This window comes from Chryseobacterium sp. WG23, assembly GCF_024586575.1.
Classification (GTDB): domain Bacteria; phylum Bacteroidota; class Bacteroidia; order Flavobacteriales; family Weeksellaceae; genus Chryseobacterium.
The window spans coordinates 185,231-210,983 of sequence record NZ_JALCZE010000010.1 but is presented as its reverse complement, the minus strand read 5'-3'; the positions used below and the strand labels follow the sequence as shown (position 1 = coordinate 210,983).

Annotated in this window: 25 protein-coding genes; 2 read left to right on the top strand and 23 right to left on the bottom strand. The window is 35.5% G+C overall.

Going from position 1 to position 25,753, the window contains the following annotated elements:
• Positions 1 to 20: 20 nt before the first annotated feature.
• From MP477_RS16605 to MP477_RS16530, 16 genes are all read right to left on the bottom strand, one after another.
• Positions 21 to 1,046: a hypothetical protein gene (locus MP477_RS16605; RefSeq protein ID WP_257191241.1), complete on the bottom strand. Its 1,026-nt coding sequence runs from the start codon at positions 1,044 to 1,046 to the stop codon at positions 21 to 23.
• Between the two features lie 83 nt (positions 1,047 to 1,129).
• Positions 1,130 to 2,719 (bottom strand): NAD(P)/FAD-dependent oxidoreductase, encoded by a 1,590-nt coding sequence (locus MP477_RS16600; protein WP_257191240.1) that lies wholly within the window; start codon positions 2,717 to 2,719, stop codon positions 1,130 to 1,132.
• Positions 2,694 to 4,208, bottom strand: a complete 1,515-nt coding sequence (locus MP477_RS16595; RefSeq protein WP_257191239.1) for a polyamine aminopropyltransferase — start codon at positions 4,206 to 4,208, stop codon at positions 2,694 to 2,696. The genes MP477_RS16600 and MP477_RS16595 overlap by 26 nt, the downstream gene beginning before the upstream one ends.
• The gene (locus MP477_RS16590; RefSeq protein ID WP_230034139.1) at positions 4,201 to 4,416 is read right to left on the bottom strand and encodes a DUF350 domain-containing protein; all 216 of its coding nucleotides are present in this window, start codon (positions 4,414 to 4,416) and stop codon (positions 4,201 to 4,203) included. The genes MP477_RS16595 and MP477_RS16590 overlap by 8 nt, the downstream gene beginning before the upstream one ends.
• Before the next feature lie 10 nt (positions 4,417 to 4,426).
• Complete coding sequence (locus tag MP477_RS16585) at positions 4,427 to 4,624, bottom strand: hypothetical protein (protein ID WP_047491515.1); 198 nt, start codon at positions 4,622 to 4,624, stop codon at positions 4,427 to 4,429.
• On the bottom strand, positions 4,621 to 6,075 hold the full coding sequence (locus tag MP477_RS16580; protein ID WP_257191238.1) for a DUF4178 domain-containing protein: 1,455 nt from the start codon (positions 6,073 to 6,075) through the stop codon (positions 4,621 to 4,623). The genes MP477_RS16585 and MP477_RS16580 overlap by 4 nt, the downstream gene beginning before the upstream one ends.
• 2 nt (positions 6,076 to 6,077) lie before the next feature.
• A complete protein-coding gene (locus MP477_RS16575) occupies positions 6,078 to 6,437 on the bottom strand; it encodes an S-adenosylmethionine decarboxylase family protein (RefSeq protein WP_230034133.1) in 360 nt (119 codons plus the stop codon).
• A 21-nt stretch (positions 6,438 to 6,458) separates the two neighbouring features.
• A complete protein-coding gene (gene ctlX / locus MP477_RS16570; RefSeq protein WP_257191237.1) occupies positions 6,459 to 7,382 on the bottom strand; it encodes a citrulline utilization hydrolase CtlX in 924 nt (307 codons plus the stop codon).
• A 79-nt stretch (positions 7,383 to 7,461) separates the two neighbouring features.
• Complete coding sequence (locus tag MP477_RS16565) at positions 7,462 to 8,376, bottom strand: dimethylarginine dimethylaminohydrolase family protein (RefSeq protein WP_257191236.1); 915 nt, start codon at positions 8,374 to 8,376, stop codon at positions 7,462 to 7,464.
• A 515-nt stretch (positions 8,377 to 8,891) separates the two neighbouring features.
• Positions 8,892 to 11,066 carry an outer membrane beta-barrel protein gene (locus MP477_RS16560; protein WP_257191235.1) on the bottom strand — a complete coding sequence of 725 codons (2,175 nt, stop codon included), beginning with the start codon at positions 11,064 to 11,066 and terminating at the stop codon, positions 8,892 to 8,894.
• Positions 11,067 to 11,145: 79 nt separating this feature from the next.
• Complete coding sequence (locus MP477_RS16555) at positions 11,146 to 12,207, bottom strand: AraC family transcriptional regulator (RefSeq protein WP_257191234.1); 1,062 nt, start codon at positions 12,205 to 12,207, stop codon at positions 11,146 to 11,148.
• A gap of 547 nt (positions 12,208 to 12,754) precedes the next feature.
• Positions 12,755 to 14,041 carry a citrate synthase gene (locus MP477_RS16550; RefSeq protein ID WP_230034123.1) on the bottom strand — a complete coding sequence of 429 codons (1,287 nt, stop codon included), beginning with the start codon at positions 14,039 to 14,041 and terminating at the stop codon, positions 12,755 to 12,757.
• Positions 14,042 to 14,124: 83 nt separating this feature from the next.
• Positions 14,125 to 15,417, bottom strand: coding sequence for a phosphopyruvate hydratase (gene eno, locus MP477_RS16545; RefSeq protein ID WP_047491487.1), 1,293 nt, complete (start codon positions 15,415 to 15,417; stop codon positions 14,125 to 14,127).
• Positions 15,418 to 15,698: 281 nt separating this feature from the next.
• Complete coding sequence (locus MP477_RS16540; RefSeq protein WP_257191233.1) at positions 15,699 to 17,138, bottom strand: hypothetical protein; 1,440 nt, start codon at positions 17,136 to 17,138, stop codon at positions 15,699 to 15,701.
• Positions 17,135 to 17,428, bottom strand: a complete 294-nt coding sequence (locus MP477_RS16535) for a hypothetical protein (RefSeq protein ID WP_257191232.1) — start codon at positions 17,426 to 17,428, stop codon at positions 17,135 to 17,137. The genes MP477_RS16540 and MP477_RS16535 overlap by 4 nt, the downstream gene beginning before the upstream one ends.
• Before the next feature lie 191 nt (positions 17,429 to 17,619).
• Complete coding sequence (locus MP477_RS16530; protein ID WP_257191231.1) at positions 17,620 to 18,408, bottom strand: sensor histidine kinase; 789 nt, start codon at positions 18,406 to 18,408, stop codon at positions 17,620 to 17,622.
• 41 nt (positions 18,409 to 18,449) lie between these two features.
• Here MP477_RS16530 and MP477_RS16525 point away from each other — a divergent pair, with 41 nt between their 5' ends.
• The gene (locus tag MP477_RS16525; RefSeq protein WP_143330523.1) at positions 18,450 to 18,728 is read left to right on the top strand and encodes a hypothetical protein; all 279 of its coding nucleotides are present in this window, start codon (positions 18,450 to 18,452) and stop codon (positions 18,726 to 18,728) included.
• A gap of 298 nt (positions 18,729 to 19,026) precedes the next feature.
• On the opposite strand, the gene MP477_RS16520 is transcribed toward MP477_RS16525, so the two are convergent.
• The 3 genes from MP477_RS16520 to MP477_RS16510 all read right to left on the bottom strand — a co-directional run bounded on the left by MP477_RS16520 (position 19,027) and on the right by MP477_RS16510 (position 22,576).
• Complete coding sequence (locus MP477_RS16520; protein ID WP_084086579.1) at positions 19,027 to 19,863, bottom strand: hypothetical protein; 837 nt, start codon at positions 19,861 to 19,863, stop codon at positions 19,027 to 19,029.
• 6 nt (positions 19,864 to 19,869) lie between these two features.
• Entirely contained in the window at positions 19,870 to 20,502 is a 633-nt protein-coding gene (locus MP477_RS16515) for a response regulator transcription factor (protein WP_257191230.1), read from the bottom strand.
• Between the two features lie 217 nt (positions 20,503 to 20,719).
• Positions 20,720 to 22,576 (bottom strand): beta-galactosidase, encoded by a 1,857-nt coding sequence (locus MP477_RS16510; RefSeq protein WP_257191229.1) that lies wholly within the window; start codon positions 22,574 to 22,576, stop codon positions 20,720 to 20,722.
• A gap of 67 nt (positions 22,577 to 22,643) precedes the next feature.
• Between MP477_RS16510 and MP477_RS16505 the strand changes: the two genes are divergently transcribed.
• Positions 22,644 to 23,078: a hypothetical protein gene (locus MP477_RS16505; protein ID WP_257191228.1), complete on the top strand. Its 435-nt coding sequence runs from the start codon at positions 22,644 to 22,646 to the stop codon at positions 23,076 to 23,078.
• 98 nt (positions 23,079 to 23,176) lie between these two features.
• Here MP477_RS16505 and rplQ read toward each other — a convergent pair whose 3' ends face one another.
• The 4 genes from rplQ to rpsK are packed head-to-tail and all read right to left on the bottom strand — an operon-like array spanning position 23,177 to position 25,748.
• The gene (rplQ, locus tag MP477_RS16500) at positions 23,177 to 23,695 is read right to left on the bottom strand and encodes a 50S ribosomal protein L17 (RefSeq protein WP_047491461.1); all 519 of its coding nucleotides are present in this window, start codon (positions 23,693 to 23,695) and stop codon (positions 23,177 to 23,179) included.
• Between the two features lie 6 nt (positions 23,696 to 23,701).
• Complete coding sequence (locus tag MP477_RS16495) at positions 23,702 to 24,697, bottom strand: DNA-directed RNA polymerase subunit alpha (protein WP_047491458.1); 996 nt, start codon at positions 24,695 to 24,697, stop codon at positions 23,702 to 23,704.
• 33 nt (positions 24,698 to 24,730) lie between these two features.
• Positions 24,731 to 25,339: a 30S ribosomal protein S4 gene (gene rpsD, locus MP477_RS16490; protein WP_230034101.1), complete on the bottom strand. Its 609-nt coding sequence runs from the start codon at positions 25,337 to 25,339 to the stop codon at positions 24,731 to 24,733.
• Between the two features lie 19 nt (positions 25,340 to 25,358).
• Positions 25,359 to 25,748: a 30S ribosomal protein S11 gene (rpsK, locus tag MP477_RS16485; protein WP_047491454.1), complete on the bottom strand. Its 390-nt coding sequence runs from the start codon at positions 25,746 to 25,748 to the stop codon at positions 25,359 to 25,361.
• Positions 25,749 to 25,753: the final 5 nt, after the last annotated feature.

Genomic DNA, 25,753 nt, shown 5'->3' with positions numbered 1-25,753 from the left:
TTTTTGCCTTACAAGCAAATTTAGTTAACTTTTTTTGGTTTTCTCCAAATAAACCCATCCAAAAGATAGTGGGTAAGCTGTGGTACTGCCAGCAGTGGGATCAAAAATGGAAGGATATTCTCTGATATTGTAAAGTTCAGGGAGAAGTGTTCATTCCAGACCAACGTTTCCCACAAAAGCTCTTCAAAGAAAGCGAAAGCCAAAAGTACTCCTGCAAATAAAAAAATTCCTGTTACAGATTTAAAGATCAGCAATCTATTCAACTGCTCATCATCTTTCTGTTTGATTTCACGGATATAGATCAATGCGATATAAGGGATTCCATGGGAAATAACATTTAGAAAAGTAAAAATAAGGTCATCATTAAAATAGACGATTCCAAAATACCATGAAAGATAGGTTCCGGTAATAAGCGATATTTTGGGAATGTTCAGTTTTCTATTTTTCACCGCAACAAAAACAGTCTTTGAAATCCATATTGTAAGGATACCAACATATAAAACGGTTATAAGACCAGTATAATCCGGGAGCCTTTTGAACCAATCGAATTCATTGCTGACAAACCAAGTGAAGGCACGTGGTGTTTTAAACCAATACAGCATTGGATAAATGGTGGCAGCATATACTGCAACCTCATCTATTCTTTTACTCCAATTACCGGGTTCAAAGCGGGCATAAATCCTCATAAAACCATACTGCTGACGGATAAAGTGAAAAACAGCCACCAATGCTAACACCGACCAAAACGTCAGATTGCCAAACTGAAATAAGGTAATCCCCAGCAACCAGCTTAGCATCGGAATTCCCAAATACAGCAGCTTTCTTTTTTGAACCCGGCCTTTTACCAGGTAAGTTTTGAATAAGGTGGAATAAACATGGGCAACATCCACAAAAACAATAAGGAAGAGCCAGGTATAGAAAGAATAACTGCTTTCGAGTTCCTGAATCTGCTTTTGAAAAAGGAAGATGATCAGCAGAATAAGGAATGGTGGGGACAAAATAAGCCACCAGTCTGTTTTTGCATTATGTATCCAGGGCTGTTTCATGTGGATATTAATTTGTTTTTAAATAGTCATTTATAGTCTCAGCATTGTCATTTGTCCTGAGGTTTTATCAGTCAAAAGCGATTTCATATCATTTGCCCGGCAGCTCTTCGTCCCTGATAAAACGCTTCTTCAAAAATAGATATTCCGGAAAGATCAGAGTGTGCAAAGAAAACTTTGCCGTCTATAGGTTCTTTTGCTGCCTGGGCAGCCTCCCCAAAGATCTGGCTGGGAACAGGGGCAATCATGGCATGTCCTATTTTATGAAACTCCATATCCAGAATAAAGTCTTCTATCAGCGGATGGGCTTTCTTTAAATCTTCCAGTACAGAAGATTTAAGCTCGTCTTCTTTCATTGCATACAGTTTCCTCCTGGCTTTTCTGCAGTCATTGGTAGAGAAGCTTTTGTAATAGGTAATCACCTTTTCACCCATAATCTGATTAACATTCTGATGCTGATCATAAATATAACCCAAGCCGGCTGACCTGTAGATCACATTATCCCACGCCAGTTCTTCATCACCTCCAAATTCATTTTTCAATGTAATGGTAGTGAGTAACCAGGGAACATAGTTAAATGATGATGCTTTTTTATGATTGAAAATTCTCTCGTTTACAAATTGAGGCACTGCACATAAAACCTTTTCAGCAATGATCTTTTTGGTTTTCTTCTCTGTATTATCAAAGCTCAATACTTCAACGGAATTACCAATTTTAATATCAAAAACTAAATTTTTAGGTAATAATTTCCCTTTGGTATATTTGGAAAAATGCTGTACCAGTCTGGCATTTCCTTCCGGCCAGGTGAAAACCTGATCTTTGTATTTTTGGCTCCAGTTATTTTTTCTGCCTGCAAAATAATGAATCCCGGCCCATGCAGAAACAAACTCAATCCCTAAACCATAATCATCTTTGCATGAATAGTCCAGTAACCATACAAGTTCTTCCGACTGAAAATGATGTTCCTTCAACCAATCTTTAAACAACATTTTTTCCAGCCTTAACACCTCATCTTCCCTGCTGGAATCCTGAACAGGAATGGCAAACCAATACTTTCCAAGAGCATCTTTCTTCAAACGGAATGCATCCATCATTTTGAAAAAACGGTCAAGTTCTTTCTGGGTATCCACTGAGATTCCTTTTTGCGGGACAATATCATTCTGCCATGAGTTTTTGAAAAACAATCTCTCCTGCTGTGGAAAAGTCATCTGGTACTCATCAAGAACAGGCTCACCGTGCTCGTCTGTACCCAGATATATTTTACATTCCTCCAGGAAATCAATGATTTCAATATTTTCTTTATTGGGTAAAGGTAGATAATGGGCTCCCAAAGGGAATTTGGAAAATTTATTCTTTCCGTTGGAGGAATTACCCCCTAAATGATTCTCCATTTCCAAAATAAGATAATCGTTCTCGTTATTCTGGCTGAAAAATCGGCAGGCTGAAAGTCCGGAGATCCCACTACCCACAATAAGGTATTTTGTGTGGATAACTTCGGAAAATTGTGGAAAATCTTTTGCCCACAACTTATGTCCCAAAATATGATTGGTCCCGGTAATATGAAGAAGCACAGCCTTCACTTTCTTTCCACAATACTGTAGAAAAGGAAGCATCAAACTGCCCAGCAATACTGTTGTAAGAAAATCCTTCCTACTGAACTTTCCCCCACTCTTCATCGAAATAACGAACTAAAATCTGGTTATCCAGACGGTTAACTTCTACCTCTTTCACCTTCATATCCTTATTAAAGTAGGATAACTGTGAAAAATTGTAATCATAATATTTTAAATTGGGAAGCTTTCTGAAAATCCTGTTGTTTACCGGTTCATAGGAAGCCATTGAAAATCCCCACTCTCCAAATGAGGGAACATAGGTATGGTAAGCAGCAGTAAAAGGGAATATCTGATTCATTGTTTTCTCTATACACCAGAAAGATTTGGGAGCAAAATAGGGTGATGTTGTCTGCACTACAATTTTAGTCTCCGGCTTTGTCAATCTTTCAAGTTCTTTATAAAACTGTAAGGAATACAGCTTTCCCAGGCTGTAATTGGATGGATCAGGAAAATCGATAATCACAACATCAAACTTCTTTTTGTTCTCTTTTACCCATATATAAGCGTCTTTATTAATCACTTCCACCTTAGGATTGGATAGGGAACTTTGATTCAGCCCGCGCATGGTTTCATTGGTTTTGAAGAAATGGGTCATCTCTCCATCAAGATCTACAAGACTAATTTTTTTTACTTCTTTATATTTCAGTATTTCACGGACTGCAAAACCATCGCCTCCTCCCAGCACCAGAATATTCTCAATATTTTTCGCCATAGACATCGCGGGATGCACAAGCGCTTCATGATAACGGTACTCATCTGTGGAAGAAAACTGTAAGTTATTATTTAAGTATAACCGAAATTCATGATTATTTCTTGTTAAAACAATTCTCTGGTAAGGTGAACTTTTGGTGTAGACCACATTTTCACCATATAACTTCTCTTCAGAATAGGATAAAATAGTATCTGAAAAAATGAAAAGGCCTACCAACAAAGCAAATGCTGCTATTGATTTTATCCTTAAAGAAATCGGTTTTGATAATTCTTTTTTAAGATAAAAGCATAAAAATATGGCGATAGAAATATTAATCATTCCAAAAAACAAAGGCGTTTTTACAATTCCCAACTTCGGAATTAAGACTAAAGGAAAAAGGATCGAGGCCAATAAGGCACCAATATAGTCGAAAGCAAAAACGTTTGAAACTAAATCTTTAAATTTAACCCTGTCTTTTAAAATATTCATGAGCAATGGAATTTCCACCCCCACTAAGCATCCTGTAAAAAAGACAAAAAGATATAAAACACTTTCAAAATGAGCTAATGTATTAAAGAGAACAAACAATACAACAGAGCTTATTCCGCCAATGATTCCCACCAAAATTTCAATCTCAATGAATTTATCGATGAGATTTCCTTTCACAAATTTCGCAAGATAGGAACCTACTCCCATTGAAAAAAGGTAGACTCCAATAATGAAAGAAAACTGTTTAACAGAATCTCCCAAAAGATAACTTGCCAAAGCTCCGGCAACCAATTCGTAAATCAGTCCGCAGGTAGCGATGACAAATACAGAAAACAGCAAGAGTAATTCAAGAGAGATTCTCTTTTTATCCATGAATTGCGGCGCTTATAATCATTGAAATTCCTATGATAAATGCTCCGAATACAATGGCCAAAGCGATATTTTTATTCTGAGAGATCTCATGCCATGTTTTTTCAGGGGTCAGTTTTTCTATAATGAAATAGCACACCAGTAAAATAGCGATTCCTAAAAATGAATAGAGAACCGAATTGATTATGGGTAATACATTGAAGTTGTCCATAGTTTATAATTTATTTGTGATAATATCTGTAAAATCCTCTTCCGGTAGAATGGGTTCTGGTAGTTCCGTCACGGTAAGTTTCTGTTTTCTGGCAGTCACAAACCTGATTTCCCTGATAAGTAAGGTATACAAACCAACTCAGGAAAAGCCCTCCTACCAGCGAAAGGAGCCAATTTTCTCTTATATAGTTAAAAATATTTGTAATCATGCTTGGTAAGGTGAGTTTGAACTATTTTTCCACTTATTAAAATTAAAATAATACCTTCCAACACGCATGAGCACGTAAAGAATAATCATGATGACTAATATAAATGTAAAATTCCAGAATGAAACGGGAAGCCATGTCGCTTTGATCTGAACAGAAGAATTATCTGAAGATAGGCCGGCGGAAGACCTGATGGCTTCAGCAGTAATTAAAGAATCCAGTTTCTGTGTTCCAAAAGATTCTCTCATCAGCTTTGCTGTTTCCGATGAATCTTTATCCAGCGTTTTTCCATCTGTAAAAGTTGTAGAAAGTCCTTTAAAATTGTCTGTAACCCCTATATTTCCCATTTTATCGCGAGAGATTGTCACCTTTGAATCCGGTGATTGGAAATTGGTTAATACAGGGTAAGATCCTTCATTTTCTGCTGAAATTACAAAATGATATTTCCCTGCTCCTACTCCACAAAGGTTGAATTCTTCAGACTGGCTTCCTTCAGACCAGCTTTCACCATCTTCATAGCCATGATACTGTTCTATATCCTTCGAGGTATACACCGCTTCATTGGTATTTTCATTGACAAGGCTCAACTGAACATTTGCCCACGAGTTATCAACATTCGAGAAAACATTTACCTTTAGGGGTGCTGAGCCTCCTGAAAGGGTAAAGCTTTTACTGATAAGCTCTTTATCCCGTACATCTGAAAAATTAACCGTCTGCTCTATAACCGTCTCATTGGTTCTGGAAGTATACACATACAACTGGAACAGGCATATTAAAAGCCCCGCTACGCAAAAGATATTAACAGCTTCCTTCATATTCACATAATAGGGCTGAACGATTCCAATGCCTGAAGAGTTCGGCATATGGGAAAGCGTAAAGGCCCGTTTAATAGTATGCTTTGAAATATGAGTTCCGTAAAAATAGTTTGTTTCCCTTCCTGAATTCTCCTGAGAAATCATATGAGTCCCATTTACATATTCTTTGTAAGTAGCCAGGGTGAAATCAAGTTTATCTTCAAAAAAACCTGTTGCTGCATGAATACTGCATTGAGAAGTTTCGTACCAACGATAGTTTTTACCGGCGTATGTGGCCAGTTTAGAATTTTTACTCTTAAAATCATTAGGATGCATGGGGGTAAGAAATACCCAATGGCCATCACTTTCACTCAGGAAAGCACCTTCTCCTTTATTGTTTTTCAGATAATATTCACGCCAAAAAATATTGGCTCCATATTTTCTGACTATAATAGCCACGACTGTGTACTCTACATTTTCAATTTTCCCTTTTTTCCCAACGTCCAACACTACATTTTCTGTAGGAACATTCAGGTGTTTTGAAGATTTATTAGTAGTTAGGTCAATGAGATGAGAACAGGTTTGACAAACGTATTCTTTGACAGGAAACGTAAGATCTAATTTATTTTCTGAATCACATGCAGGGCAGACATAATGCATTTTTATCTGTTAATTTTGTGTTTTTGAATGGTATTAGCTTTAAAATACTGAATTACCTCATCTGCAATCTGCTCTACCTTTGAAGTATTGTCCTGAGTATAGTTACAAAGAAAAACGTCAAAAGTAAGCTGTTTAAATTCCGGCCAGGTATGAATACAAAGATGGGACTCCTTGAGACATACTGCAGCCGTGAAGCTCTGATTGTCAAAAATATGGTTGGTAATTCCTACAATTTCCACATCTTTAGTGGCCAGGATACTTTCCGTAAATTCCAGAAAACCCTTGCTGTCTATTAACAAATCTTCTGACTCTGTTTCCAAAGTCAGAAGAATATGTAAACCTTTACTTGATAATGGTTTCAATTAATTTTTTTCGTAAATATATTATTTTTTTGGCAGAAAAACTTCAGCAAGCATACATCTCGCACTTCCACCACCATTTACTTCAATGGTATTAAGATCGGAATAGATAATTTCACAATACTTTTCAATGGCTGCTACCTGCTCAGGATGTAAAGACTGATATGCTGTCTGGCTCATTACCAGGAACTTTTCTCCATTTTTATTTTGAACCTGAAGCATATTTCCTGCAAACTGCTGCATTTGTTCTTCAGAAATTTCAACAATCTCTTTTCCGGAGTTTTTGATGGTTTCAATTACTTTTTCTCTTTCCAGCTCATCATCAATACAATCGAGACAGATTACCACAAACTTATCTGCCACACACATCATTACATTGGTGTGATAAATGGGAAGCCTTTCTGTACCTACTGTTTGATAAGAATGAAAAACAATCGGTGTGAAACCATATTTTGCACAGAAATCTCTGAATAGCTGCTCATCCAGCCTTAGAGAGACAGATCCATAAGCAATCTTGTTATCATGATCGAAAATCATACTTCCTGTTCCCTCCAGAAAATGTCCCTGAGTTTCAGAAAATGACCAGTCATCAATTTCAGCAACATCGAATCCCTGATCCTTGATGCTTTCAATAATATCTTCTCTTCTTTCCACTCTTCTGTTGGATGCGAACATCGGATATAAAACCACTTTTCCATCCTTATGGAAGCTCACCCAGTTATTAGGGAATATAGAATCCGGGGTATGAGGATCCAATGTATCTTTTATGGAAATCACATTGATTCCTTTATTTCTCAGTTTTCCGACAAAAGTATTGAACTCAGCCAAAGCCTTTGACTGGATATCAACCCCTGTCTGTTCAATTTGAAAATAGTTGTTTTTCGCAGTTTCTGCGTTATAACCGAATGCTATCGGCTCTATCATTAATACGGTATCTGTTGTCTGCATATTTTTTAATTTAAAAATTAAAAGATTGAAAGATTAAAAATTCTCTCACACTTTTAAACTCTACTACCCTACAACTCAATTATTCTCTCACAAGGGGCATTGTAGAGCATCTCAATAAACCACCCATTTTAGAGATTTCTCGGTAAGGTATTTCTTCTACTATCATTCCCCATTCGTTTCTCAAATGGTTATTCATTCTGGTAAAAGCTTTATCGGAAACTACAATTTCGGGCGAAATAGAGAAAATATTCGGGAACATTTCAAACATCTCTTCGTCATTGATATGGAAACAGTTCTCTTCTCCAAAAATATCAATAATTAAGCGATAATCGCTTTCGTCTACGAATCCGTTTTTATAGATGATACATTTGTCTTCTCCAATCGGGTTAAAGGTACAGTCCAAATGCAGAATTCCTTCAAATGGAATTTTATCATTTTTCTTCAATTCAAGATCAATGATTCTTTTCTTGGGAAAATATTCTTTTAAAATTTCTATGGCATATTCATTCGTTCTTGCCGTTTTATAATTTCTGTAATCTTCGCTGAAGCAAGTTCCTATAAAAAGAAAATCATTCCATACAATTACATCTCCGCCTTCAATATGTGCTGTTTCCGGAAGGTTGATAATTTTTCTCCAGGCTACTTTTTCAAAAACGCTTTTGTATGCTTCCTGCTCATCTGCTCTGTCAGCAATCACATTGGAAATAATCATTTTATCATCAATAACAAAGGCTACATCCCGTGAAAAAACCTGATTATAGTCTTCGATAATGCTAGGGCGAAGTACTTCAACATCATACTTCTTCAATACCGCTTCAAAAGCGTTCATTTCATTGATAATATCCACCTCTTTAGGATAGATATTGTGTTCGATTGAGTAATATGACTTGGCGTCATAACTTTCTTCTAATGTGGGAACGGGTCCCAAAGAATTAGGCTGGCCTAGAACTACTGACTTCAGCCTTCCCGTTTCGTTTTTAATGTTTAGTCTCATAAAGATTTATGCAATACTACAAATATAAGTAAAGGACTCTACCTGCAAAACTTTTGCATTATTTTATCCGGCAATTTTGAATTTATTAATACAATAACTCCATCAGGAATTTTCACTTCCTTCTTACTATTTTACCCGATATCCGGGAATAAAATCAAAATCTCTCATCACATATGATCTACAACCTGCTATATTTCATCTACATAAGAATGAAAAAAAATAGTATAATCATAGAATATCTTCATACCTTAGTGATATAATTTTCGCGAAATTATAATTAAAACTTAACTACTTAACATCAAAACAACAAAATCATGAACAAGAACAATCCAGTGCTGAAAAATGCACAAAAATTAGGAAGAGAGCAACAAAAATCCCTTATGGGAGGAGCTCCTATCTCAACTGGCAGAAGATGCTGCGAATGGGACGAAAATGGAGTATGCTTTATATGGACGTGCGACAGATGCCAATGTCCATAATAAATTAAGAACCTGCTTTTTCAAGCAGGTTTTCTTTTATCTTGCCCTATTCTCTTCTTCTGTCTTCTGAATTTCATTATTCTGGTATTTTGAGCTTCCAAAATTATAACTCAATGAGAGAAAGAAGCGGCTGCTATCCCACCAATGGGTAAAACGATTATCCATAATCTGTTTATGCCGGAATTCCAGGCGTTGATCATAAGAATCAAGAATATTATTATAACCAATTTTGGTGTTCAGTTTGTTATCCAGCCAAAATTTTTGGACTGAAAGATCTACTGTGTAACGTGGTTTTATGATGTAAAGGCTGTTACCGGTTTTGGATTCATAATTCGCAAAAAGAGTAATGGTATATCCTTTAGGCAGAGTAAAAACCTGGTTCAGTCTGATTTCATAATTATAGATCTTCAATGCAAAAACCTCGTCAAGATAGGGCCTGAATTCATAGTTATAGTATCCTGCAAACTGGCTTGTTACACTCCACCACTTATTAATTTTAACGGGAAAACTGGTTTCCAGAGCGGCAAATTTCCGGTAAGGAAGATTGGTTCCCAAGTATTCCAGTACATTGGTTTCCGGATTATACAGCGGATATCTTGTCATTACATCTTTTTCTTTTCCAATGGTAAAACTTGTGATCCAGTTTTTGTGTCGGTAAGTAGCCTTGATCTGGCTGGTAAAAGAAGGTAACAGATAAGGATTTCCTATCCAGTAATTCAACGGGCTGAAATAAAACCGGAAGGGATTAAGCTGTGAAAAAACAGGTCTGGTTATTTTCCTGCTGTAAGAAAAAGACAGCTCATTAGAGGCATCAATGGTATAGCTTGCACTGAAAGAAGGCAGCCATTCCAAATAATTTCTTGAGACGATAGAATCTACCGTAACAGCATTAGAAATACTGTTTGTGTTTTCAAACCTTATTCCTGCATTGATCTGAAGCTTTCCAAATTTTTGTCTGTAAGCCAAATAACCAGCCCATATTTTCTCTTTATACGAAAATATATTGCTTCTTGCCGGGTCAAATGTAAACTGTCCGGCTACTGATAAGGTATCATACCTGATATTGTTATTGGTATCGGACTGACTGTATTTAATTCCTGCTTCTATATCTGCGTTTCCAATCTTTTGGGAAGCATCAATTTGGCCCGTGTAAATACCAATTTTATTAAAAAGATCAGATTTCCAATAGGATAATAATTCTGATGAGCCTTTATTTCTATTGATAAAATCGTCCTGCTGTTTGTTCTTAACGGAGAGATAATTACCCAAAAGGTCAATTTTAAAGCCTTTATTTTGAAAAGAATAACTGGCTGTTATCCCGTAATTATCCTGGGAATAAGCGATTGGATTTTCACTTTCGGTATGAGAAACAAGTTTCGTTTCACTTTTGTCAGTGGTATATAAAGATCCTGAACGGATACGGTCATTTTCCCGGAAATTCCCTCTTAGATTTACACTTGCCCGGTTCTTATCATTCAGCCTGAAATCTGCGCCGGCTTGAATGCTATAGACTGTTCCTGTATCTTCCTGATCGGTATTGGTTCGCATAATGTTCGTATTGGCCAGCCGCTGCAATGCCTGATAACGATATCTTGAGATTCCGTCAGTGTATCCTGCTTGCAAATTATAAGCAATCTTTTCTGTATTATAAGTTAAATTCAGAGAATTCTCCCGGAAACTGAATTTATTGACATAAAGATTTCCATTATAGCTTCCATTCCAGCCAAGATTGGTATTCTTTTTTAATTTAATATCAATGATACCCTTGAATTCAGCATCATATTTTGAAGAAGGATTGGAATTGACTTCTATTGATTCTACCATTTCTGGTGACAGTGACCGTAGGTACGCCTGTAATTCCTGGTTACTCATCACTACAGGCTTTCCGTCAATAAATATTGCGGGGGTTAGTCTTCCCCCAATAAAAATTCCGTTTTCCTGATCTACCGAAACTCCCGGAGTTTTCCTAAGGACTTCAAGAAGGTTTGTTGATGTTTTAAAATCTTTATTACCGGAAACAGCCATCACTATATTTCCATTATTTAACTTTAGATTTCGTGAAGCAGATTGGATAATCACTTCTGAAATATTTGTCGTTGCAGATTTTATCTGAATAAGAGAATCTGAAGCCTTTCCTTTTAAAACATCCTGAGCTTTTCCAGAAGTTGACAGAAACAAAAGCAACAGAAGCACCCATAATTTGATATTCATAAATTTTAAATTTTATGAATCAAAAGTATTGGCTTACAGTAAGAATAGGGTTTTGAAGTTTAAATTCCGCAGTACGAAATTATAAATTTGAACTCTGAAACTTAGAATCAGAAGGAGTTTGCAATTGCTTATACAAAAGAGGCGTAGTATTTTTAAATCTCTTAAATGTAGAGAAAAATGTAGACTTGGAATTGAATCCCACTTCATATCCTATCTCTTCAATCTTTAAACAGGACCCATTTTCAATTTTTTCACAGGCTTCACCAATTCTGTATTCATTGATATATGTGGAAAAGCTTTTTCCCAGATTGTCATTCAGCAACTGGGAGAGCTGATGAGCAGACATATTCATTCTGGAAGCGAGATCACTTAATTTCAGATTTGGATTTTTATACAGTTCTTCTGAATTCATCAATCGTTCCAGCTTTGAAACAAAACTGTCTGCCCGTTCTTCAGAGATTTTCTTATTAGAATACTTATTAAGTTCTTTGGTAGAAACCTGTTGATGGTTTTTGTTAAATAAGATGAGAAAATTAGCATACAATACAAATGAAAACACCAGGCTTCCTCCTGCACAATAGATCGCCACCCAACCTGTAGAGATCAGCTGATATGTCAAAAAGATAATCACATTACTGATCAGTACCGGAAGAACAAATTTGTTGGCAGTTTTACTATTCTGCTTTGACAATATATAATACTGGTATATGGCCAGAAATACAAATACTGACCAGGCTGTATAAATAAAAGTTCCAAAATAATGATCCCATGTAACCGGAAAAAATAAATACAGTAATCCGACAGCTCCTAAAATAAGGGTTAATATTCCAAAAAACCGCCGGCAGCTTCTCAAATCAAAGTCTTCCTGCTGAAAGGAAGATTTAATGTAATACAATAAGGCAGGACCTGTAAAGAACAATGCTGACAGTCCCAAATGTGGAATAATCCTCGGTAAGTCCGGATAGAAATAGATACCTACTGAAATTCCAACTCTTAGACTTAGCATCAACAGCAGAAGCCCCAGGAAAAAATCCGGAAGATATTTCAGCTTTTTGACAAACAACAGGTAAATTCCAAGCAAAAGCCCATTGAAGGCTCCTACTGCACTGAAGAAAAATAACATCTGTTGTCCAAAGGTCATGATTTACTAATTTTTATTTTTTTACAGAAATAGGTTACAAAGCCACCCATAGAAATAAACTTTAAGTTCGTTTTAATTCATTTAGCTTTAGTCAAAAACCTATATTCTGCACAAGTAAATTTAATAAATTATTGAATTGAAATTCAAATAGATAAATATTTTTTAGGTTTTGGCTAAAGCCAGTGGATTTTTTTCTATTTATTAACAGGCTAAAGCCCGTTTCTATTGAATGATAAACGTTATGGATAAAACATTATTTATATCCTTGGGCCGGAAAAGATATAATATAGACAAAGACTAAGGGTCATAATGAGAATAGTTGTATTGATTATTTATCACTTATTATTCATTACCTATTACTCACCTCTATACTCTTAGCCCCGATAGTAACGGTTACCCCGCAACATAAGCTGGAAAGCCGGAGGATATGGGGGTGATAAGGTATTGGAGTGAGGAGTATGAGTGGATAGCGGGAAATAGCTTCTGATCCTGAAAAAATAAAAATCCCAAAGCACGCTTTGGGATTTTAATATGATAAAATGAAAGATTATCTGCTTGCAATATCGATGTAGTTTCTTTCCTGAGCTCCTTGGTAAACCTGTCTTGGTCTTCCGATTGGGTCTCCTTTCAGTCTCATCTCTTTCCATTGGGAAATCCATCCCGGAAGTCTTCCTAATGCAAACATTACTGTAAACATTTCTGTAGGAATTCCTAATGCTCTGTAGATAATACCTGAGTAGAAGTCTACGTTTGGATATAGTTTTCTTTCGATGAAGTACTCATCCTCAAGAGCTACTCTTTCTAACTGCATGGCAATGTCCAGAGCTTTATCCTGAATTCCCAGTGCAGTAAGGATATCGTCAGCTGCTTTTTTAATGATTTTCGCTCTTGGGTCGAAGTTTTTGTAAACTCTGTGTCCGAATCCCATTAGACGGAAGTTATCATTTTTATCTTTAGCTTTAGCCACATATTTGGATACATCACCACCGTCTTTCTCGATAAGCTCAAGCATTTCGATTACTGCCTGGTTAGCACCACCGTGAAGAGGTCCCCAAAGTGCAGATACTCCAGCAGAGATAGAAGCGAAAAGACCAGTGTGTGCAGAACCTACCATTCTTACTGTAGAAGTAGAACAGTTTTGCTCGTGGTCAGCGTGAAGGATTAATAATTTATCTAATGCATTGACTACTACCGGATCGATTTCGAAATCAGCGTTTGGTAATCTGAATGCCATTTTGTAGAAGTTTTCTACATAGCTTAGATTGTTATCACCGTGGTTTAATGGTAAACCTTGAGTTTTTCTGTATGTCCAAGCACAAAGGTGAGAGAATTTAGCGATCATCAGCTCAGCAGCGTGATCCATTTCTTCTTTAGAGTTTACGTTAACGGCTTTAGGGTTAAAAGCTGTCAATGCAGAAGTCATAGAAGATAAAACTCCCATAGGGTGAGCAGAACGAGGAAAAACATCAATGATCTTTTTCATCTCATCTGCGATGAAGTTATATTTTTTAATATTGGTGTCGAAAGAAGTAAATTGATCCTGAGTAGGTAATTCTCCATGTAATAAAAGGTACATTACTTCTGTGAAGTTAGATTTCTCAGCAATCTGCTCGATTGGATAACCTCTGTAGAATAGCTCCCCTTTATCTCCGTCTAAGTAAGTGATGTCGCTAATAGTAGCTCCTGTATTTTTGTAACCTAAATCCAGAGTGATTAAACCTGTCTGGTCTCTTAATTTTGAAATATCAATCCCTCTGTCTCCGATAGTACTATCCACGATAGGATATTCATATGAATTACCGTCGTAATTCAATATTACTTTGTTGTCTGACATTATTTATTATTTTTTTTAAATATACCACTTTCCATAAAATACGGCAAACAAAAATTATCGCTTGCCGTTATTTATAAATTCAATTATCTTTTAATTTTAAAAGCCTCTAATCCCGGGAAAATTGCTGTTTCACCTAAAGCCTCTTCTATTCTCAACAGCTGGTTATATTTTGCCATTCTGTCTGATCTTGAAGCAGACCCCGTTTTGATCTGTCCACAGTTCATAGCTACCGCTAGATCAGCGATAGTAGCATCTTCTGTTTCTCCTGATCTGTGAGACATTACTGAAGTGAATTTGTTATTCTGAGCCATTTGTACTGCAGCCATTGTTTCGGAAAGAGATCCAATCTGGTTTACTTTTACAAGAATTGAGTTTGCAATTCCTTCTTTTACTCCTCTTGAGAGTCTTTCTACGTTTGTTACGAATAGATCATCACCTACCAATTGTACTCTGTCACCGATTTTATCTGTTAACATTTTCCATCCTTCCCAGTCATTTTCCTGCATACCATCTTCGATAGAAATAATAGGATATTTAGCGGCCAATTCTGCTAAGTAAGAAACCTGCTCACTGCTTGAGAACTGAGCAGCATCCGGAGTTTGGAATTTTCTGTAATCGTATACTCCATCTTTGTAAAATTCTGAAGCAGCACAGTCTAATGCTAACATTACATCATCACCAGGCTTATATCCAGCCTTTTCAATAGCCTGAAGTAAAGTATCCAAAGCATCTTCAGTTCCTTTGAAAGTAGGTGCGAAACCACCTTCATCACCTACTGCCGTAGATAAACCTCTTGAATGAAGAATAGATTTAAGGTTGTGGAAAATTTCAGTTCCTTTTCTCAATGCATGAGAGAAAGAATCAGCTTTTACCGGCATCACCATAAATTCCTGGAATGCAATAGGAGCATCTGAGTGAGATCCACCATTGATTACGTTCATCATAGGAACAGGAAGTGTGTTTGCATTTACTCCTCCTACATATTTGTATAAAGGCATTCCCAATTCTGCAGCAGCAGCTTTTGCTACGGCTAAGGAAACTCCTAAAATGGCGTTAGCTCCTAGGTTTCCTTTGTTTGGAGTTCCATCAAGATCAATCATGATCTGATCGATATAGTTCTGTTCAAAAACCGGCTGTCCAACTAAATTTTCTGCAATTACTTCTTTTACATTTTCAACAGCTTTCAGAACTCCTTTTCCTAAATACTCTGAACCGCCGTCACGCAGCTCTACTGCTTCATGTTCTCCTGTAGATGCTCCCGAAGGTACAGCTGCTCGTCCCATTGCTCCGCTTTCTGTAAATACATCTACTTCAATGGTAGGATTACCTCTGGAATCTAAAATTTGTCTTGCTTCTATGTAAGAAATTGCACTCATTTTTTATTTTTTTTAGTTTATACAAATTTAATCAAAATTTAACTTTTAGGGGTATTTCGAGGTGTTATTTTAAAATTATTCTGAGTTAAATTTTAGTTAATTTCAATATTATGATAAGTAAGAATTCAAAAACGGAACAACCATTTCCTAATTTTATTCCCCGTCCCATTTAATACAAGACAAAAACCTTCTTTGATTTGTTTCAAAAAAGGTTTTATCATACTTACACTTTTTCTAATTTTCCATTTTTTCAGAATAGACTTAAAAGACACTAACAACTATCAGTCAGACAGGTTCGCTGCTATGGAAAAAAAGCCAAAAAGATTTCCGTTATCCGGATCATATTTCACTGTTATCGGTAGCCAAACAGCTTTGAACAGGTTTATTCTTAAAGTAGAATTGAGACTGAAAATACTTTTTGGAGAATTGTAAGCTTTTCCAAACTGGTGTTCTAACTGAGTGAAGAACTTAAATTCCATCTTGGGTTCGTTATCTTTATTCTCAAGTAACACTTTATTCACCCCAAAATTGATTAAACCTACCTGATTATCATAATTTGTGGCTTGGTTCAGTGTATCTTTAGAAACTTTAAATGTGGCATTGGCTTCTATTTCCCAAGGTTTTCTTTGAAGTTTATTAGAAATCCCTACCGTCATTTTTGTTGCCATATTATAAATTCCCTGTTTATTTTCTCTGTCGTACTCCATAGCCGGAGAAACGGTCCAGAGCATTCTTCTTGAATAGGTTTCAGCAACTTCTTTATGCAGCATTTTAAGAGGGTCTTTTCCTTCCCGGTAGCTTTTTATAATTCTCTTATAATCTTCATCTTTTGTGACTTCTCTAAAAACATCACCATCAAAATTAATTTGGTTAATATCATTTGTAAGCGCCATAAAATCGCTTTTTTCTTTAGCATCGTCCCATTTTTTGTTTAAAGATTCCAGTTCTTTAGTATTGATATAGTCTTTTAGTGCTTCCAGTTCCCCATCTATATCTGTCTGTACTTTGCTTATTTCCTTATCTTCTAACCCTTCCAATACATCATCAAATTCTACTTGTTTCGATTGGCTTTCTTCATGGCTTAAATTCACCTTTGAAAATAAAGCCCGTAATCCTTTGCTGATTTTTGTCTGGGCAAAGCATGTATCCTCATATTTTGAGCTCTTATGTAATGATTGCAATATCGTATTGATCTGTGCTTTTACCGAATCAATTTTCTGATTACTTATTTCTTCTTTTTTTAGGAGTAAAGCATACAGTGATTTTTTAATATCAGCCTGTATAAACACATTCTTTTCAAGGGCTGCAAAATCTTTGGAATCCAATTTTTTTGTTTTTAAATCTTTATTATTAACAATTGCAGTTGTAAATCCAAAATAAATACTCGATACTGAATTTTGTTCGTTGGCTTTGAGCTTAAAATCAAATGAGGTTTGCTTAATAAAATCACTGGGTTCATCTTTTGAAAGATGGAATAAGGAATCAATGGCATACAATGTTGTATTAATACTGAATGATTTCTCTTCACTTGTAATGTTGTTCAATGCCGTTCTAAGAAATGTTGTCAGGATTTCTTTTGTATTATCTGTTTTGTAAAGATTAATAGCTTTATTGATTTCAGCTTTATCTTTTGATAATATTTCTATCTCTTTCTTTTGTGCTTTTATACAACAGCTGAAACATAAAAACACAAATACTATGATGTTACCTATTGTTTTCATTTCTTTGTTTTTATGATATATCCTGGTGAAAAATCTGTATTTGGGAATGAAGCCTGAACAGGTTTTGTAATTTCGCCTGTGATGCTTACTTCAAATGTTCCAAACGTAAATCCTGTAATATCCACAATGTATGAAGTCCCTGGCTCCAGGTCATCAAGCTCAAAAATGAAATTTTTGTAGAATACTTTTCTTACATCATAGGGTTTATTGGTGGCATTAGAACTGAATACATCAATTATTGCCATATTATTTACACCTGTGCATGTTCCTTGAATGGTTAATTTTTTCATGATCTTAGTTTTTAAATTATTGTTTATTGGGAGAATGGGTTAACGGTCTTGTAAAAGAAATTTTCATGGCTATTTGTTTTATATCTCAAATTTCCGCCTAAAAAACACGCCTGTCAATTACCCAAAAGGGTGATTATAAAAAGAAAACAGCACCATTTAAAATGATGCTGTTCACAAAAGCTTATAATTATTTACAATGTTACCTTAAAGAGTAAGAAGGTTCCCAAACTTCCGGAGGAGCTTTCAAATTCTCCGTCCTGTTCATTCATCCTTCTTCTCATATTCCGAAAGCCATTTCCTTCCCGCTGCCCTTCGGAGATTCCAATCCCGTTATCTGATATTTTCATAGTAAAGACATTTTTTTCCTGGGAAAATGAAAGTTTCAGTTCATCTGCGCGGCTATGCTTATACCCATTATTAACCGCTTCTTTCAAACATAAAAAAAGATTCCGTCTCAGTTCTGTAGAGATGGGAATTTCTGATACAATATCTATGCTTTCTGACCATAGTTTTATTTGGGTCTTTTTCAGAAAATGATCAGCATATTGAATTGCATAGTCTATAAAGCTACCCAACGTATCATTTTCTGAATTCAGGCTCCAAAGCATTTCCCGCATGGAGATATTCATTTCTTCAGACGTTTTCAACAATTCATTGATATCATCCTGCACGTCATCTTTTTCTACTTTCTGTTTTAGGAATTCAGCCTGAAGCTTAAGGGCTGAAATACCAGCTCCAAGATCATCATGCATATCATGGGAAATACGTTCCCGTTCCTGCTCTATTGATTTTTGTTTTTCAAGTTCTTTTTGGAGAAGCTGGTTTTGATGCTCGACCTCTTTGAGTTGTTTCTCCTTGAGGTATAAAAGCTGTTTTCTGTTATACATTAACACAACAAAAATAATGAAGCCTACAAAGAACATCATAATGAAAACAGCAAGGATATAAGTTGCTTTAATTTCTGCGGGAAGTTCTTTCATTTTGTGTGAGTATTAATCCTATTAAAAATAAAAGATATACCATGATATTAACAATCGAAAAAGCTGTTATCAAAAAACTTAAAAGTTGGGAATCATTTTCCTGCAAAAAATACATAGGTATTGCCCTGAAAATAAAAAATACAGACCAGATCAGTAGGCCAGAACTTATCCAAAATAGGAAATGCTTCGTAATACTTTTTTCATCAACATTCTTAAGCTTATACATAAGCCAGGCTATTGAAAGAAAAATAAACAGAACTGGAAGGCTTATAATTGAAATAAAATTTAATTTCCCTACATCCGATATCTGGAATGTGTAAACATTAAAAAGAATAAGTATACTACAAAAACAAGCCGTTGTAATTTTGAAAATATTATTGGGAATACTTTTATAATAAATTGTTCCAAAATAGGAGACCGAAAGGAGAATGTATCCCCAAAACAATATATTCCTGTTGCATATTACCAGAAAAGGTAAGTTAACAGGAATGATGTCTACCATCATTATAAGAAGCAGATATAGGAAAAAATAAAATTGCTGTTTTGATTTATGCTTACCTATCCACAGATAAACTGAATATAGGAAACAGATCAAAACAACAATTTCATAAATTTTATTTAAGGACATTGCTGAGGACAAAGAGAGTTCATATCATAATCATTTAATCCCTGAATTGGCTTTCCTGCCATGTCTTCCGCATCAGTAAGAGTAGTTAGCTGGCCAATATCATTTCTATATTTCGTTATATAATAGGCCTTATTCTTTACTATTTCAATATTACCTGGATCTACTACTTCAGCCAATTTAAATTTCAATTGTTTAAATTTTACAGAAATATATCTATCATGAGCTTCAATACCTCCTTGCTGCTTTGCAAAGTCTATAGCATCAATTTTTAAATACTCTGTATTATTTTTTGTGACACAGAATTGATTAATATAAGGTTTGATATTCTTTTTATAATCCTCATGCATTACTTGAAAATCTTCAGGACTAACTTCAACCGCACCTGAGCTTAGAGACATCATTCCATAGTACTTATCTCCTATCAATTCATTATTACCATTAAAATAACCTAGCAGAATATAAAGTTTTCCATCATAGTTTTGTAGAGCGGTATATTTTGTTCCAAACTTACCCTGATTGAACTGGATGAAATAAAAACGAATTACTGATATTTTGTTGTTCCCTTGAAGGAAATGATTTATTTCCTCCCATTCTTTTTTACCTAAAATAAATTCATCACTCTTTAACAAATTCATTTTCACAAGCTCATTATATGTTTTACTTTTGAATTCACTCTGCATACGATTTGCAACATCCCTTGGTACTGGATCATATTGGGGTTTATTTTTGGTTAATTGCTGTAACTCTTCTAGAAATTTTTTATTTCCGTCACAGCTTATCAGTAGCAAAAAGAATAGTGCACTGAAAAAAAATTTAATAGTTTTCATGGTTTCTTAGTTTTTAGTTTGGTTGAGTTTATTGATGGCCTCCACTTTATTATTGACGTGAAGTTTTCTGTAGATATTTCCAACATGTTTTTTTACCGTATCCATGCTGATGAATTTTTTATCGGCAATTTCTTTGTACAGAAGCCCTTGTGAGAGGAGTTCCAGGATTTCTTTTTCGCGCTCGGTAAGCTCATCAAAGCCTTTAACCTCAGGAGATTCTTTTTCAAAATGATGCAGAACTTTGCGGGCAATAGAAAAACTCATAGGGGCACCTCCGTTATGTACATCCCGGATAGAAGAAAGAATTTTATCCATGCTTTCTCCTTTTACAAGATATCCCATAGCCCCTACTTTTAAAGAATTGAATATTTTTTCGTCATCATCAAAGCTTGTACACATGATAAATTGAGTATTGGGCATGTCTTTACGTAACTTGAGTATGATTTCAATTCCCAGCATATCCTGTAACTGAATATCCATCATCACAACATCCGGAGAAATACTGGCGAGATTATTCAGGGCATCATTGCCATCAAAGAACTGAGCAATTACTTTCATGTCCTGTTGATAATTGATTACCTTCTTCAACGCATTGTTGTAGTTCTTCTCGTCTTCTACTATGGCTATAGAAATACTCATGTCCTTTTTGTTTGAAACAAATTTCAATAGAAAACAAAGCCGAATCAATTACCCCTTTGGGTAATTTTAAAATCAGAGTTTACATTTATGGTTCAGTCTTTAGTTTTATTAAATTTAACTAATTTTTCGCTTTAAAAAATAAATTATTTAATAATAATTTCAATTAAATAAACTTAACGTTGAATTAATAATAATTTTATAGCCGAAAAATCATCAGTTATTTCACAAGCTGTTCCAGAATCGGATGATCAATACTGCTTATCGAATTGTTATTTTCAAAAATTTGTTCGAATATCTGAATCTTATTGCTGCCTTTTTTCAACCAGACTCCGGGAATGTATAATGTTTGCTGAGGGCCCAATTTACTCCAATAGCGTCCTATATTTTTTCCGTTGATGAAAACGATTCCTTTACCCAGTTTCCGCATATCAAGAAAAGTATCTCCCGTTTCGTTAAGCATAAACTCAGCTTCCTGAATCACGGGGGAATGAGAAGCTATATTTTTTACTTTGTCAGAAAGATTTGGAAATGTATCAAAAGGTAAAGGAAGCATTTCCCAATTTCCGGAAACTTCAATGCCTCCCATTTTTACCGGGCTGATAATGCCTTTTGTATTGTGAACAATATCAGCTCCATAATTAATCCGACCCATATTTTCCACCAAAATCTCCAGCCTGCTTCCGGCTTTTATTTCAAGATCAAGATCGTATTTTTTGTTAACCCTGTTAAGCTCTCCTTTCCAAATGCCATTTATGTAGACATTGGCATAATCCCTCAATCCTTTTATCTCCAATATGCCTTTCTGATCTTTGTCGAATTTCCTTCTGTACAAAACGTACCCATGTCCGGTATTTAAGTCTTCAAAAGTGAGTGGCTGATTATTAACAACAGGCTTCTGCTGGTCAGTTATATCAAACAGGCTATTGAGCTTTGAAAACTTAATTTCAGGAATTGTAATTACTTTCATGGGTTTGGGAACTTCCGGAAGATGATCAGGATTGATTTTCTGAAAAGCTTCTCTCAACGCATTATATTTCGGAGTAGCCCAGCCTGCTTCATTGATAGGTGCATCATAATCATAACTTGTAAGATCAGGCTGAATATCGTGGTCTTTATCATAATTAGCTCCACTTGTAAAACCAAAATTTGTCCCTCCATGAATCATATAGTAATTAAAGGAAATTCCATTTTTTATATACAGCTCTGTCTGTTTCAGCACCTCTTCCGTGGAAACTTTTACAAATGGTTCTGCCCAATGATCCAACCATCCCGGATAATATTCCGCAACCATATAAGGCCCTTTCCCGTTATTGTACTCATTGATACTTTTCTTTAAAACATCAATATCACTTTCACCATTTGCAGTAGGTAAAGCTCCGATAATAGATCCTCCTTTGAAAACGGAACTTCCATCTGAAGTAAATAAGGGTGTGGAAATCCCAGCCTTCAAAAGCATATCTTTTATTTTGTGGCTGTATTTACGATGTTGGTCTAAAGGAATATCTTTTCTTTGCGCAACATAGGATCCAAATTCATTTTCTGCCTGAACCATAATTACGGGGCCTCCGTTATTAATCTGCAGGGGAACAATTTGTTTAGCCAGCTGATTGATGTATTTTTCACATTCACCTAAAAAGGCTTTATTATCTGTTCTTATTTCAAGATCTTTATTCTTTTGCAGCCACCAGGGATACCCACCAAACTCCCATTCTGCACAAACATAAGGGCCGGGACGAATAATAACATACAATCCTACTTCTTTTGCTGTTTTAATGAACTTCTGTAAATCTTTCTCACCGAAAAAATTCCATTTGCCGGGAGCTTCTTCATGGTAATTCCAAAAGACATATGTGGTAACCGTATTCAACCCCATTGCTTTCATCATTTGGAGGCGATGTTTCCAATATTGTGATGGAACTCTCGGGTAATGCATTTCTCCGGAATAGATGGTGAATGGCTTTCCATTCAATAAAAAATGACCCTCTTTAATTTCGAAATTTCCTTTCTGAGAAAATGCTAAATTTGTGGAGAGAATGAACAGAATAATACATATATATTTGTTGAAATTCTTCATAGTATAGGGCATGATTTTTGTAAAATTAAATTACAAAAAAATCAATTTGAATATCAAAAAAATAATCATGAAAAAAAGCATTTTGGTACTGGGTGCAGTACTTACATTAACAGCAATAGGCTGCAAGAAAAGTGAAAGCGGAAACAAAAGCGTTATCAAGGCAGACAGTTCAGAAACCTTAGTAACGGATACCAACGGAAAAGTGGATTCAGTAACACAAAGTTCATCAACAATAGAGGTGAACGGTCAAAAAACTGAAAAAACCGATTTTGTTTATAAGGCAACAGACGGGACATTGGTAAAAGTAGTTTTCAAAAACGACCCTAAGGAAAATACGGTGGCTATCACCAGCAACAAGAAAACTTTCACTTTGCCTAAAACGGAAACCAAAGACGGTGAAACCATCTATAAAAAAGATGATATGACAGCCAGGGTAAAAGGAGACAGCATCCACCTTGAACAGGGCAATAATATTATTGAACTGAAAAGAACGAAGATCTAAATTGTAATACAGGTTTCGGGTTTCAGCATATATAAATTTGATATAACAAAAAAACCATCCGGAGTCCGGATGGTTTTCTATTTATATCTGAATGAATATTATTCTTCAGTTTTTTCTTCAGTAGTATCAGCTTTTGCTTCTTCTACTTTTTCTTCTACTACTGGAGCATCAGCAACTACTGCTTCAACTTTTTTAGATGTAGTAGCTCTTCTGCTTCTTCTCGTAGCTTTTTTCTCTTCAGCATTAGGGTTGTAAAGCTCGTTGAAATCTACCAATTCGATAAGAGCCATATCAGCAGCATCACCTGGTCTGAAACCTGTCTTAATGATTCTTGTATAACCACCGTTTCTTTCAGCGATTTTAGGAGCTACAGTTCTGAATAATTCAGCAACCGCAAATTTATTTTGAAGGTAAGAGAATACTACTCTTCTGTTATGTGTAGTATCTTCTTTTGCTTTTGTTAATAGAGGCTCAACATATACTCTTAAAGCCTTAGCTTTAGCTACAGTAGTGTTGATTCTTTTATGCTCAATTAGAGAACAAGCCATATTAGAAAGTAAAGCACTTCTGTGAGAAGCTGTTCTTCCTAAGTGATTGAATTTTTTACCGTGTCTCATTATTAATTATTTATCAGCGTCTAACTTATATTTTGCAACGTCGAAACCGAAGTTAAGACCTTTTGAATGCACTAATTCTTCTAGTTCTGTCAAAGATTTTTTACCAAAATTTCTGAATTTCATCAAATCAGACTTACTGTAAGAAACAAGTTCTCCAAGAGTTTCTACTTCAGCTGCTTTCAGACAGTTAAGGGCTCTTACAGAAAGATCCATATCTGCTAATTTAGACTTAAGTAGCTGCCTTGTATGAAGAGTTTCTTCATCGTACTGGATAGATGCTTTTACAGCTTCAGTTTCAAGAGTGATTCTCTCATCAGAGAATAACATGAAGTGATAAATTAATATCTTAGAAGCTTCTGTTAAAGCATTTTGAGGACTGATGGAACCATCAGTTTCTATATCTAGTACAAGTTTTTCGTAGTCTGTTTTTTGCTCTACACGATAATTTTCAATGCTGTATTGAACTTTCTTGATTGGCGTGAAAATAGAGTCAATAGCAATAGTACCAATAGGTGCATTGTTTGACTTATTTTGTTCTGAAGGAACATACCCTCTACCTTTTTCAATGTTGAAAGTAATTTCGAAAGTTACATCACTATTTAGGTTGCAGATCATTAGATCCGGGTTCAGCACCTCAAATCCGTTGATAGACTTTCCTAAATCACCAGCAGTAATAACCGTTTGACCTGAAACTTTAGCAACAACCTGCTCATTAGCCTGGCCTTCTGCTGTAGCTTTTAATCTTACCTGCTTAAGGTTAAGAATAATTTCGGTAACATCTTCGATTACTCCTGGAATAGTTGAAAATTCGTGCTCTACACCTTCTATTTTGATAGATGAAATAGCGTATCCTTCCAGAGAAGAAAGTAACACTCTTCTCAAAGCATTACCTATTGTAAGCCCGAAACCTGGTTCTAAAGGTCTGAATTCAAATTGACCTTTAAATTCATCAGAGTTAAGTAAAATTACTTTATCGGGTTTTATGAATTGTAAAATTGCCATATTATTGGGTTGAGCAAAAATTTGATTAAAAAATTATTTAGAGTAAAGTTCGACGATAAGGTTCTCCTTGATGTCTTCCGGAATCTGGATTCTTTCAGGAGCAGAAATGAAGGTACCTTCTTTCTTCTCATCGTTGAATTGTAACCACTCATAATTTGCTTTAGAAGCTAATGCATTTGTTACCACATCAAGAGATTTAGATTTCTCTCTTACAGCGATTACATCACCAGCTTTTACCAAATACGAAGGGATGTTAAGAATTTCTCCATTCACAGTGATGTGTCTGTGAGAAACTAGTTGTCTAGCACCAGATCTAGTTTTAGCAAAACCTAATCTGTATACTACGTTATCCAATCTTGATTCGCAAAGTTGTAAAAGAACTTCACCTGTTACTCCTTTGTTTCTGTGTGCTTTTTCAAATAGGTTAGCAAACTGTCTTTCTAAAATACCGTAAGTATATTTAGCTTTTTGTTTTTCAGCTAACTGAATTGCATATTCTGATTTTTTAGCACCTCTTCTTTTGTTAGGACCATGCTGTCCTGGTGGTTGGTTTTTTCTCTTTTCGAAGTTTTTATCATCTCCGTAGATTGCAGCTCCAAACTTTCTAGCAATCTTAGTTTTAGGTCCAATATATCTTGCCATAATGGGTAAATTCTAAAAATTAAACTCTTCTTCTTTTAGGTGGTCTACATCCATTGTGTGGCATTGGCGTCACATCAACGATTTCGCTAACTTCAATACCTGAATTGTGGATTGTTCTGATAGCAGATTCTCTACCTGCACCAGGACCTTTCACATACACCTTTACTCTTCTTAATCCAGCTTCGTGAGCAACATTAGAGCAATTTTCAGCTGCCATTTGAGCAGCAAAAGGAGTGTTCTTTTTAGAACCTCTGAATCCCATTTTACCGGCAGACGCCCAAGAGATAACCTCTCCACTTTTATTTGTTAAAGAAATGATGATGTTATTGAAAGAAGCTTGAATATGTGCTTCACCAATAGCTTCAACTTTTACTTTTCTTTTTTTAACTACTTTACTTTGTTTTGCCATAATTC